Genomic DNA, 12,782 nt, shown 5'->3' on the forward strand with positions numbered 1-12,782 from the left:
TAAATTTATAATTTAAGATAATAATTTAAAAAAATTTTTTATCAACAGATTAAACATATTAATTTTTATAATTAATTTTCTACCAAATTTGATTTGACAAATATTAGGTATTCAATATAATTTTAAGTAGCTTTAAAAATAAAAATAAAAAATGAAAGTACCGTTCTATACATTAAATAATTTTGAAGAAAAAATATCAACACACTACAAAAATCAAAATAAAAAAGGATGGATTAATTTGGAAGTTTTTTTAACATTCCTCAATAAAGAATTCATAAAAAATTTTGAAAATATAGACATGAGAAGTATAAATAAAATTCTTTCTGAAAGAGAGAAAGAGAACATATCTCGTACTCACAATTGAAAAATTATCCAAACCTATAAAAACTTACTTATATCTTGTAAGCTTTTAATCCCAACATTATGGACAAGCGAAAATTTCAAACGAAATATGTGAAAATGAATCTCTCACTGAATACAAATAAATCTACCCAAAGGGACTCCTATAAGTTCTTTTTGTAACTGAAAAGTAATTCAAAAAACAACACGAAAATGATCTAGGAAATGATTATGAAATTTTATAATAATTAAAGATAATGATTCAAACATATGGACATTTGCTAACTTAGAAAATATATATGTAGAAAAAAATCAGAAAATAAAAAAATGAAAAAATTTGTGAACTGCTTGAAAAACAGGATGATGATATTATCCTTGAATATATATACAAATTGACAAGTTAATTGCTTGAGTATATCCATATTATAGTGAAGATCCAGCAAATATAAAAAAGTACACCCAAGATCCCCTACAAATAATAAAAAATAATCTAAAAATCAAAGAAGAAAAAACAGAAAAAACTCTAAAAAAAGCATTTTATTTGGCTCCAGGGTATCCAAAGCTTTTACCCAAAGACTTAAATATATCAGAAAAAAAAGCATTTACAGCTATATCTTGACTTTATTGAATATGAGCAATAAATTTGTATAAAGAAAAGTTTAACCCTCAAAAACCAATATCAAAATCACAATTTTCAAATATTATTAAAAAACTTCAAGAAAAGTGATTAATAGATCCAACAATTAATGAAGAAAAAAGCACAAGAAATCTTACAAAAAATGAGGTAAAAAAGATTCTTAGTTGAATAAACAATCCAAGTTTGAAAAAATACATATCTAGCATAGATAATGAAGTACTAACAAAAGAACAAGTTGCTAGCATATTATGGGAAGCTATAAAATATAATATACCAAAACACGATGTTAGAGTTTAGACAACAACTTAAAACCAATCTTTCCAAGAAAAAACTTATGTGAATAAGTATATCATCTATGTGTCTTAAACATATTGAAAAATTTTTTAATTGAAAAATTAAAGTCAGTTGAAAAGTTAAAAATTGAATAATTTTTGTCAGCCCAACTCCAATTTACTGAAAAACAGAAATTTTTAGATATAAAATAGAAATAATTAGAAAATTAAACCAAAAATTGAAAAAAATTTGATGCAATCAAACAATAAAAGATATTAGAATAAAATAAATTATAAATTGTGCCTGTATTTATAACTCAAAAATTAATTAAAAAACAAATCCAAGTATTTTAAATTTTAGTGATTATTTTTTTTAAATTCAGCCAGATTAAATCTTGTGAAATATTTCAGTTCTTTATAGTTTTATCCAAAATAACTATACTATGAAAAAAAGTTTTTATTGATTGATAATTTTTGGAAAGTTTTTGAATGTGTTTTAGTGTTTTTGAAACAACAAAAGGATGTAAAGACAATGAAGAAGCAATATCTTTAGAAGAGCTAGATACATTGTTATAATAATCAATAATATATATACTAACTCTTGCAGACCAAGCTAGCATTCACAAAATCTGCATAGAATCAGCTCAATCTTTTTGAGATTTTTCTAGTAAGTTTAATGCTTTATTTTTATCAGAAAAAAGGTGATCCAAAATCAAAAAAGAATTTATATGTCATCCAGCAAAACAAATTTCACGAATTAGCATAGAATCTATTTTTTTATTGTTATTTTTTACATAACTTTTTAGTTTTTTTATTTCGTTTTCTATCATGTACATATCAACTCATACTATTTCAACAAATTCTATAATTTCTTTTTCAGACTCAAAAACATCCATATAATTATCTTTGATAAAATTTACTACATCTTTTTCTTTCATTTTATTAAAAGATTTTATAGAAATGTTGTTTTTCAAAAATTTATAAAACTTTGTTCTTTTATCAGGCTGTAAACTTACAAAAACTACAAAAACATCATCATCAATTTCATAAAACTTATTTTGAAATACTTCCTCAAAGTCTGAAATTTTTTTTGAAGTTATTTTGTTTGAACCAAAAGAATCTTTTGGAACACCATATATAAAAACAAGTTTTTTTTGAGAAAACAATCATCAAGAAAATATTGTATTAATTATTTCATCAGAATCAAACTCATCAGATTTAAATTGAAAAATATTTTCTTTTCCATGTTTATTAGCAAATCATTGTTTTCGTTTATCTATTTCTTTATTAAGAAAATAGGATTCATCTCATGTAAAAAGTTGAATATTTTTTTTCATAAAACTTGAAAGCTATTAATTAAAATTATATTTATATATATCTAACCTATTTTTAAAATTTTTCAAGAGAAAAAAAGGTTGTATTGATAATCAATAATGACTATCTTTAAACACAACCCATTTATATTTATTAAATTCAAATATCTAGCATTTAGCACCTCCACCAGGTATATATTATTATACATATAAAATTAAAAATGTCAACTTGTGAAGATATATTTTATCATATTTCTTTTAATTTCTTAAATAAGTCTTGTTGCTCTTTTGTAAGCTTTTTTGGTAGCTTTATTTTTGGAACAACAATCATATCTCATTTTTTATTCCATATTCCAAATCATCATTGACCAAATCATTTTCAAGAAACTGATATTCTTTCTCATGGCTGAGTTCATTTTGGTATTTTTACTGTAGTTTTTCAGTCTGGATGATCTACTTCTACCTCTCATCAAAGCACAGCATCATAATATGGCACCTCTACCTCAACCACCAAATTATCTCATTCTCTTTTAAAGCCACTTCATCATTTGATATTTACTTTCACATACAAATCTCATGCTGGTCATTGATTTATTCAATAATTTCACATTCAAGGCACTTTCAAATGCTCTCAAGACCTAATTCAAGAAGGTATATCTACTTTTATTTTCTCTTCTTTAGAAGTTAATGATCTTCATCCACAATTTGTACAAGGCTTACTATCTTTTGATCACTCTCATCTACAATCTGGACAAACAGTTTGAGATTGCATTACTCAAAATGGTGTTTTTTGAGTTTGAATTACTGCTCATCTACCACCACAAGTAGAACATGTTGTTTTTTGACTTTCTTTGTCTACTCCAGTTCAATCACACACATCACAATGAACATTTCTCTTGTATTTAAATTCTTTTGAAACTCACTTATAAGCTTCTTTAAAATCTACTTCAAGACTTACAACAATATCTTCTCCTCTTCTAGGTCTTTTGGATGCTCATCTTCATCTAGAAAATCAACCTCATCAAAATATATCTCAAAACACATCACCAAATATATCTTCTACATCAAAAGTTGTTCATCACATTCATCCTCAACCAAATCATCATCACATGCCTCACATTCATCACTTCCTTACTTGATCATATTGTTGTCTTTTTTGATTGTCTGATAATATCTGATAAGCTTCATTTATTTTTTTGAATTCTTCTTGATCTCATCATCTATCTGGATGATGTTTTACTGCCAATTTTCTAAAAGCTTTTTTAATTTCATCTTCTGAAGCATTTTCATCAACACCTAAAATTTCATAATAATTTTTATTTGGATCAAAATCAAACATTAACCTCTAATTTATTTTATAAATAAAACTAAACCAATAGCACCAATAATATATTGATGCTATAAAATATTTCAAGTTTTTTTATTTTATTATCTGTCTATTATAGATTTTATTGTTTTCATCGAAATTAAACTTTTCACAAATATTAGTTTCTCAATCTAACATTCTAGGAAGCCAATATTTATCATCTTCTCGCATTTGCTCAAATGGTATATCAGAAATGTTTCGCCAACAAGGTTTAATTTCATCTGTTTCTTCAAAATCTCAATCATAGATTCAGCTATATACATATACTTTGAAATTCCAATCAGAATTAGCATCAAAGTAAAAATACAATAATCATATTTGTTGTATTTGATTTTCTTCAATACTAATCTTTGTTTCTTCATACAATTCTCTTATAGCAGCTTGAGAACATGTCTCTTGTTTTTCTATTTTTCATCATATTCAATTTCGTTTTCAGTGTCAAAAACCTCTTTTTTTCATGCCCAAAAGTATTTGATTTTTTTCATTAAATAAAAAAACTAAAGTTGCTTCTGTCATTTAAACACAAAAATTAATTATTAAATTTAATTTATCAATGTAAAGTTTTTGGTAACTAATTCAATATAAAATTAAGTATAATTCAAAAAATCCACTATAAATAAATTCTTACAGCTCACTGTTTTTTTCATTTGTAAGTAAAGGTAATATCATAATAAGTAAGATAAAATTTTTGCTTTGGATTTGGAGATTTGACAGTTTGTATATCATCTATACTGATTCATATTTTATCCATATAAACCCATCAGATTTTGACTCATTCCATATCTTCTATAAACCCATCAATTTCTTGTTGTAATCCTGAAATATAATCTTTTATTTGTCTTAATCATTTAAAATATTTCTTAAATTTTAATTGAGAAAATATAGCATTCAAAACAATATATCAAACTTTGGGAGCAACCAAACCTTCTTGGTCCATTGTATTTATGAAAAAAGGAAATTTTGAAATAGACTGTTCTTCTCTTGTTTCTTTATTGGAAATCCAATTTCTATAAGATTCCAAAAAGTCATCTTTACCAACAACCTTAGAAAAATCTCAGTTTACAAACAATACTACAAAAGGAAAATTATACCTTGATCTAAATTCTTCTTCAAAAAGCTTTTTTTCTATTCTCTCCAATTTTTTCAATGAATATCTAACTCCTTTATTGTCGTTTTTGGAAAATGTTCATCTTCAAGTATTAGTTGTTGTAAATTGGACAGGCAGTTCTTTGTATCCATCACCTCAAGAATCTATATTGTTAATACTAAACCACATATCTATCTTTTTTTCGGTATCATCTCTCATAGATGCCAAATTTAGATAAGTTGCATATATACCAAAAGCATTTCTTACTTCATTTTCAAGCCTAAATGCTATTTCACAAAAAATATTTTCAGAAAATGTTCACACATTCCTATTTTTTTGTAAATTTGGTCAGAAAGAGTGCGGGACATCCCAAGCCCCTACACTTCTAACATTTCTAAATATAGAAAAAATATAAAATAAATCTCAAATATCATAAGAATCCAATCCATTTTGTTCCATCAAATCTACTATTTTACTTAATTCTGAATTAAGAGCAAAATTTATATCTCAGTTTTTTATTAACCAGAAAAACAAATCCATAAGATGAGGCAAAAACTCCACTTTAGATATATCAATATTATCTAAATATATATTTCTTATAATAGGAAAAAATCAATGTATCCTACAAAATTGTACCAATACATCAGGATTTTGAATATTTAATCATTGGGGTAGACCAGAGATGGTATTCATATTCATTTCTATTTTTTTGTCTCAAGATCTTTTTACTTTTCTAATAGACAAATCCACCACCACAGTTTTATTTTCTATAATATCCAAAATCTCATCCTGTTCCAAGGAGCTCAATACTTTCTCTTGATAGTTCTTTATGAAAGATTTTTGAATAGGTGTTCTTTTTCAAATTTTTCTTGAAGCATCGGTAATTTTTTCCATTAGTATAACTTTTTAGTTTCTCAAATTATTGCAGGAGATGCAGTTGGTCAATTATCTTTAAATGATTTATTGATAGTATCAACGAGTTGTTTTTGAGATCATCAACTTTCTCAATGATTAACCATCACCTCTCAGTTTGGTCTAAATCACATACCATTCAATAGATACATTATATCATCCACATCTCAATGAGAAGAAAAGGAAGAAAAACTTTTTATTGTACACCTTTTGCTTACAGTGCCTATTCTTGGAATTTCAATATTTACAATATCCTCCTCTTGTATTCTTCTTCCCAATGTACCTTCTGCTTGAAAACCTACAAAAAACAAAGCATGTTTTGGATTATTTATTATATATTCTAAGTACTTCATAACACTTCATCAAGACATCATACCAGAAGGACAAACCATTATGGCCGGTCAAGAGCAAGATAAGAATTCATTTTCTTTTGTATGATTTGAAACCTTTTCGATTTTGGGATCTTTTAAATCAAAGTATCATTCAGGATTATTTACACTATATACATTATTCAAATGCTCAACATTTTCAGAATCAAAGTAAACTTGTATATTGGAAGGTATTTTTCAGTATCTTTTCAATTTCACAAGCAAAGAAAGCATATCCTGACTTCTTTGTATCATAAAAGATGGAATCAAAATCTTTCATCATCTTTTAGTAATTTTATTTATTTCGTTAGTCATTTCTGATATTTCTTTTTCCTTATCTTTATGAATTCTATCTCAATAAGTAGACTCTACTTGGAAAAAATCCAAAGGCTTATCTATAACATCTGGTACTCACAACTCATTTGGATCAAAAAACCTTCAAACATCACCAGAAAATCACATATTATAAGTACTACCATCTCATTTATCTATTTGCAATAAAACCTGAGCAGATCACAAAATATGTGCTGCTTTAAAAAAAGTCAGATAAACTCATTTTGCAATTTCTTTGGTTTCATAAAATTCTGTTTTTCTTAATAAAGACAAAGCTTTTTCTACATCAGCATAATCAAAAAGTTTTTTTTCTCTTGCTTTTTCAACTCTACCAGCAAAAATTTTCTCTATATCTGCTTCTCTTTCTATTCAATAGTCAGAAAGCATAGCCCTTATTTGTTCAATTTTTTCCTTTATTTCATTTGTATTGGTTAGAGTTTGTCTTATTTCTTGGGCTTTACGATCTATTCAATTTTTTTTGGCTGATTTTCTGGCTGGATTTAATGCTCTTTCATAAACTTTTAGTTCTTTTAACTGAGACCTTAAATGCTTTTTTAACTTGTCTGCACGATCTTGTTGAAATGAAAACTCATCCTCCATTATTTCTACACTATCATTTAAGGATATTCTCATTAAAGTAGATGTAACATCAGTTGCATAAATAGTTCATCTAAAAGGTTGTCATTCCTGATTTACAAGCATTGGAATTTTTCAAATATGATCAAGATGTCAATGTGTAACTACTACGGCATCTATATCACTTGGAGAGAAAGGAAAACTTTTATTTCTTTTTTGAGTTTCATGAGAATTTGGTCATCAGACAAAACTTCACAAATCTATCAGTATATTTGTATCTTCTTCTCATTTTCTTTTTATTCTAACTCTAGTACACGAACCGGTAAGAGAAACATCATCATCTCCTACTCACCCTAGATGAGTCAATGTTATTCAAGTCAACTCATTTATCAATCTTTCAGAAAATCAATTCCCTTTTCTAGTTTGATCACAAGATACATTTCTAAGTTTCTCCATCTTTATTTATAATAGTGTAAAACCATATTTGGTATAAATAAAAAGATTTATAAGTCAATAGATATTTATAAAATTAATATTTTTCTGATTGACTTTTTTATAGTTTTGATTAGTACTTTAAATAAGATTTTAATTTCTACCTAACAACAAAATGTCTGAAATTATAGATAGCTTGAGAAATATTTTTTCATGAGTCCATCAAGCATTAGGCTGGATTGTTGATGACATGTTCTTAATGATAATACTTATAATTTTATTTTGAATATTTTTTAGTTACTTTATTAATCGACTGGATAAATTTATAAAGAAAAAAAAATAAATCTTATAAGTTATTATTAAAACAATAATTTAGGATTTTAATATAATATTTTTTAGTTTAAATTTATTTCTTCAAGAAACTTAGAAAATCTTGCTTGCAAAAAATGTTGCCAGGACTCCCTTGGATCAACAATTTCTGTTACTTCTTCTTCTTGCCTGATTTGCTGAAGCTGAAGTTCTTCTTCTGTAGGCAGTTTTTTATCTCTAATCCTAACTACAGTTTCATCAGGAGTAGTTATACTTGATTCATGAGCCATAAAGTATTTTCAATAATCACTATCTAAGTAATTTACCTTAAAGTTTTCCATAAAAGCTGTTTCTTTTTCTACTCTTTCTATTTCATCTTTGGTTTGTTGGATTGAAGTTTCAATTTCAAAATGATTTAGATATGTTCTAATTGTGAATATCATCATAAACAAAGTTAAGAAAAACAGCACATATCTTATTTGCCTAGAATTTTTAATAAATTGGTTAGCTGGCATTTATCATTCATAACTTATAAAGACATCTTCTTTTTCAACATAAGGACTAATTACCTTCAATACATCAAATCTTTTAATTCAGTTGTTTTCAAACCATGAATCATATCAAATAGTAGACAACTTTCTCCAAAATCGGTCTTCAGCTTGAGTATTTCACCATGGCAACACAGACACATAATATGCAAAAGTTTCATCAACAATTTCCCATACATTTTTATTGGTATCTTCTATATATCATTGTTCGTATAGCATATCAATATGTGAGTTTGTAATATTTTTTATACTACTAGATATCTTATTTTCAATATTTTTTTCAAAAATATAAGCCTCAAGATAGTTTGAATCAAAAGGAAATGGAAATTTTGTAACACAAAAATCCAAAAATTCATCTATTCATTTTTTTGTTGCTCATGATCATACAAACATAAATTTATCAATTTTTTCTATAACGATATTATAGTTTTCTTCAAAAAAATCTACCAAACCTCCCTGAATACTATGTAATTTGTTTTGTAATACATCGTATGGTATCAAATCTTTTTTATTTAGAAAAAAAACTATCTTTTTGATAAATAGTATTTGAGGTTGTTGGTTCTGAAAATATGCTTTTACATAAAAATTCATATGTTGATCAATAGAAAATCTAATATCTTTAATTTCTTCATCAAATTCTACACTTCATAAATATCTTTTTTGGATATAACTACTAATTTCATCCAAAAGCAATTTAAACTGTTCAAACATATCTTCTTCTGAAAGATCCAATACAAATGTCCATATTTTTGATTTCAGTATATGCCTTAGAAATTGAAATCACAATCATTTTCATTCTCAAGCTTTTTCTATCAATCAAGGAACATCTACCATACAAAATCTATTAAATTTATAATCTACCATTCAAAGGTTTGGTACTATAGTTGTGAAAGGATATTCTGCCACTTCAGCTTTGGCATTACTTACAGAATTTATGATTGTTGACTTTCATACACTTGGCTTTCATATTAATGCTACATCTCCAAAAAGTTGTAATTCCAAGCTTAAATCCATTTTTTTCCTTGGCTCCCCATACAGCGCAAATTCGGGGAATTGATTTGTAGATGATTTGAAATGAGTATTTCAAAATCCTCCTCTACCTCACTGCAAAACCACAAAACTTTCTCATTCCTGATTGAATGAATAAACAATTTTTCCTGTATTAGAATCTTTTACCAAAGTTCAAATTGGAACCTCCAAAATCAAATCATCAGCGGATTTTCAATGCATACTTGATCATTGTCAATGTTTTCAATTTTCAGCTTTTAATATTTTTTTGTATCTATAAGGAAGAAGAGTATTTTCATCTTTTGTGGATTTTAATATCACATTTCATCATCTTCACCCATCTCCACCATTTGGTCATCAATAAGGAACTTTGGATTCTCTTCTCCCAGAAACCACTCAATCCCCTCATGCACCTGAATATATTTGTATATCTGCTTTATCAAAAAACTTCATTTAAAATATTAATTCTAAATATATTAAGATTTATAATGATTTTTGTGATATTTTCAATTTGAATAATTATTTGTTTTTATTATACTATCAAATCATATAAGAATTTAAAGATTAATTTTCTTAAAAATGTGAAATATAGACCTAATGAAGTTTAAAAAAGATTTTTCAAAATGATTTATAAGTAATGAAGAACTTCAAGAAATTCAGGATTATTTCAATCAAGACCTTTTTCAAAATATAATAAAAGAAAAAGAACAACAATATCAAAAAATTAAATGGATTTTGTGGGTGTTATGATTTATTTTTATCGTTTGAAATATTTTCTTTGCATCTTTACTATTAATTCCTTACAATATTTTATTCAGCCTATTAATGCTTTTAATTATTTCTTACTTTGTGGCAAAACTTGATATTTCTTCAGAAAAATCTATGTTTCAAATAATTCGTGAAGCTGTTTCATGAAATTTAAAGCTTGAAGAATCAAGAAAGGAAGAAAAACTATTTTCTCAATTTGTAGAAAAAATGTTTGATTGAGCAAAATTTTCTCTTACAGATAAGTATTTTGATAATACTGTACAACAGGTGAAAGAAAAAACAAATATGTTAAAAAATTATCAACGAGTAGAAAAATTTAACAATAGCATTCAAAAAGATATTAAAGAAAACTGAGAAACTATTGCTAATATGCAATGAGTAGAAATAGTCACCAAAAAAAAGAAAACAACAAAAACTAAAAACTGAACAAGCACCAAGACAGTAACTGTAGACCATGTATATCTTCAAAAAATCTCTTTGAATAGTGAAGAAAAAGTATTTGATTGGATTCAGATAATACACAAAAAAAGTATATTAAATAAGTTAGCTATATTTTTATTTGTAATTCCTTTTGTTTTAATATTTTTCATAACATGGTGAAATATGTCTTCTATAGAACAATTTTGGATAGTATGAGTTTTGATATTATTGGTTGTGCTTATATTGTGATGATGATGGTATTTTTTCAAAAAATGAAAAAAAGTAAATCTTGAAGATATAGAGTTTGAAAAAAAATTTGATATTTATGCACAAGATCAAAATAAAGTTAGAAACTTTCTTGATAGTAGAACTATCAATTCTATCAAACAACTTTCTCAAAAATTTCCAAATAAAAAATTTGATTTTTATTTTGAATGAAATGATATTTATATTTTTATTCATCTAAATAAAAAATTTTTAGATTTATGAAATTATCTTTTTTTAAATCGTACCTTAAAATGATATATAGAGTTTTATGTACTAACAAAAGCAATTCTTGATATACCTCACAATCTAAATATAGATTATCATATTTAAAATTAAAAACTTAAACCAAATGGAGTTCATAATAGTATGAATAATATTTATAGCATTTATTTGAGTAGTTTGGATATACAATACTGTTATAAAATACAAAAATTATGTAGAAAATGCATATAGATTAATAGATGTAAATTTACAAAAAAGAGCTGATCTAATACCAAACCTTGTAAAAACAGTAAAAGCATACAAAGATTTTGAAAAAGAAGTTTTAGAAGATATAACTGAACTAAGAAATCAGGTCACAAATCAACACACAATTGATAAAAAAAGACAAGACAAAGAACAATGTATCTGAACTGATTTGAAAAAGATTTTTGCAGTTTCTGAAGATTATCCAGACCTAAAATCAAATGAAAATTTTTTGAAACTACAAAAAGAAATTTCCAGAATTGAAGAAAATTTGGCAGCTGCCAGAGAAATATACAACTCCAACCTCAAAATTTTAAACACAACTATGCAAATTTTTCCATACAATATTATAGCTAAAAGGATAAATATCCCAAAATATGATTACTTTGAAGCAAATGTAACATCAAAAGACTAGTTGTTTTCTAGTTGAATATTTTTTTCAATTTTTTCAACCAGTTTTTCAAGGTTAGAAACATCAACTCAATTATATTTCAACAAAGCAAGCTCTTCATACAAAGAAAGAATGTTAAAATTTCTAAAAGATTGATTACCCCTTCTTAATTCTATCAATCTACTTATAAAAGTAATTTGTTTAATTTTCTTATTTATATCTACTCATACATATTTTGCAAATTCAAAATCATAATCAATATCTTCTTCAAGCATTTCTAAAGTTTCAACTGACACATAGAAAAAAGAATTTAACAAAAAGTTTATTTTTCGCTGAAGAATTTGTGAGATTGTCTTTTGATACAATTGTACTTTTGAATCTGGTATTTTAGTTATATTAAATTTATCATCAACATTAATATGTTCTCATATTATATCAAGGTGTTTAAGTATCTTATTTAAATTTAATGTTTCTGTTCAGTTAAAATTTGTATATATATCAGCGTTGGAGGTTATGAGTTCATCTAATTTTTGAGAATAATCAAAATTACTATTTTGCAGAAATTTTTCATTTATTTCAATTGCTTCATTTTCATAAGGAGAAGTTTCTATACCCAACTGTTTTGCTGTTTCTAAGATTAATAAAAAATTTTTTATCTTATCAAAGTCTATTTTTTGAGGATCTTTTCTAAGGCTTTCCAAAAAATTTTCAATATACTCACAATATCACATTAAAAAATCTTCCTCATATGATATTTTTTCATTTTTATCAGTATCTTGTACTGAAACTCTTTTTCTATTTATTTCTAAAAGTTTTATTATCTCATTTTCTGTATATTCTACTAATTCTGGGAATCTCTTTCTTAATCAATGTATATACTCTCTTGAGTATTCAACCTCTCTCATAGTATATTTTTTAATAATAATTAAAATCCAATAAACTTATACAAAAAAACAAACACATGTCAACAC

The 12,782-nt window shown here is 25.5% G+C and carries 13 protein-coding genes; 5 read left to right on the plus strand and 8 right to left on the minus strand.

The genetic code is table 25. The features are described 5' to 3' along the window. Window positions 1-151: 151 nt before the first annotated feature. Together HLG78_RS00225 and HLG78_RS00230 are read left to right on the plus strand one after the other, a co-directional pair. Complete coding sequence (locus tag HLG78_RS00225) at window positions 152-1,273, plus strand: M23 family metallopeptidase (protein WP_231178239.1); 1,122 nt, start codon at window positions 152-154, stop codon at window positions 1,271-1,273. Continuing rightward, window positions 1,260-1,538 carry a hypothetical protein gene (locus tag HLG78_RS00230; protein WP_231178240.1) on the plus strand — a complete coding sequence of 93 codons (279 nt, stop codon included), beginning with the start codon at window positions 1,260-1,262 and terminating at the stop codon, window positions 1,536-1,538. Before HLG78_RS00225 ends, HLG78_RS00230 begins: the two co-directional genes overlap by 14 nt. Window positions 1,539-1,598: 60 nt before the next feature. Here the strand turns inward: HLG78_RS00230 and holA are convergent, their stop codons facing one another. The 5 genes from holA to HLG78_RS00255 all read right to left on the minus strand — a co-directional run bounded on the left by holA (window position 1,599) and on the right by HLG78_RS00255 (window position 7,659). Next, a complete protein-coding gene (holA, locus tag HLG78_RS00235; protein ID WP_231178243.1) occupies window positions 1,599-2,585 on the minus strand; it encodes a DNA polymerase III subunit delta in 987 nt (328 codons plus the stop codon). 220 nt (window positions 2,586-2,805) lie between these two features. Further along, entirely contained in the window at window positions 2,806-3,900 is a 1,095-nt protein-coding gene (dnaJ, locus tag HLG78_RS00240; protein WP_231178246.1) for a molecular chaperone DnaJ, read from the minus strand. Window positions 3,901-3,981: 81 nt separating this feature from the next. Next, complete coding sequence (locus HLG78_RS00245) at window positions 3,982-4,443, minus strand: 8-oxo-dGTP diphosphatase (RefSeq protein WP_231178248.1); 462 nt, start codon at window positions 4,441-4,443, stop codon at window positions 3,982-3,984. 94 nt (window positions 4,444-4,537) lie between these two features. Then, window positions 4,538-5,908 carry a hypothetical protein gene (locus tag HLG78_RS00250; RefSeq protein WP_231178250.1) on the minus strand — a complete coding sequence of 457 codons (1,371 nt, stop codon included), beginning with the start codon at window positions 5,906-5,908 and terminating at the stop codon, window positions 4,538-4,540. Further along, a complete protein-coding gene (locus HLG78_RS00255; RefSeq protein WP_231178253.1) occupies window positions 5,908-7,659 on the minus strand; it encodes an MBL fold metallo-hydrolase in 1,752 nt (583 codons plus the stop codon). The genes HLG78_RS00250 and HLG78_RS00255 overlap by 1 nt, the downstream gene beginning before the upstream one ends. A gap of 151 nt (window positions 7,660-7,810) precedes the next feature. Between HLG78_RS00255 and HLG78_RS00260 the strand changes: the two genes are divergently transcribed. Further along, a complete protein-coding gene (locus tag HLG78_RS00260) occupies window positions 7,811-7,978 on the plus strand; it encodes a hypothetical protein (protein WP_231178255.1) in 168 nt (55 codons plus the stop codon). A gap of 52 nt (window positions 7,979-8,030) precedes the next feature. Here the strand turns inward: HLG78_RS00260 and HLG78_RS00265 are convergent, their stop codons facing one another. Both HLG78_RS00265 and cgtA read right to left on the minus strand, forming a co-directional pair. Then, window positions 8,031-8,459, minus strand: a complete 429-nt coding sequence (locus HLG78_RS00265; protein ID WP_231178257.1) for a hypothetical protein — start codon at window positions 8,457-8,459, stop codon at window positions 8,031-8,033. Beyond that, window positions 8,460-9,953 (minus strand): Obg family GTPase CgtA, encoded by a 1,494-nt coding sequence (cgtA, locus tag HLG78_RS00270; protein ID WP_231178259.1) that lies wholly within the window; start codon window positions 9,951-9,953, stop codon window positions 8,460-8,462. 144 nt (window positions 9,954-10,097) lie between these two features. On the opposite strand from cgtA, the gene HLG78_RS00275 reads away from it, so the two are divergent. Then, window positions 10,098-11,285 carry a DUF3137 domain-containing protein gene (locus HLG78_RS00275; RefSeq protein WP_231178262.1) on the plus strand — a complete coding sequence of 396 codons (1,188 nt, stop codon included), beginning with the start codon at window positions 10,098-10,100 and terminating at the stop codon, window positions 11,283-11,285. 19 nt (window positions 11,286-11,304) lie between these two features. Beyond that, window positions 11,305-11,835 (plus strand): LemA family protein, encoded by a 531-nt coding sequence (locus tag HLG78_RS00280; RefSeq protein ID WP_231178264.1) that lies wholly within the window; start codon window positions 11,305-11,307, stop codon window positions 11,833-11,835. Here HLG78_RS00280 and HLG78_RS00285 read toward each other — a convergent pair. Then, on the minus strand, window positions 11,832-12,716 hold the full coding sequence (locus HLG78_RS00285; RefSeq protein WP_231178266.1) for a hypothetical protein: 885 nt from the start codon (window positions 12,714-12,716) through the stop codon (window positions 11,832-11,834). The two genes, HLG78_RS00280 and HLG78_RS00285, sit on opposite strands and share 4 nt — an antisense overlap. Window positions 12,717-12,782 lie beyond the last annotated feature (66 nt).

It is taken from the genome of Candidatus Absconditicoccus praedator, assembly GCF_021057185.1.
Classification (GTDB): Bacteria; Patescibacteriota; Gracilibacteria; order Absconditabacterales; family Absconditicoccaceae; genus Absconditicoccus; species Absconditicoccus praedator.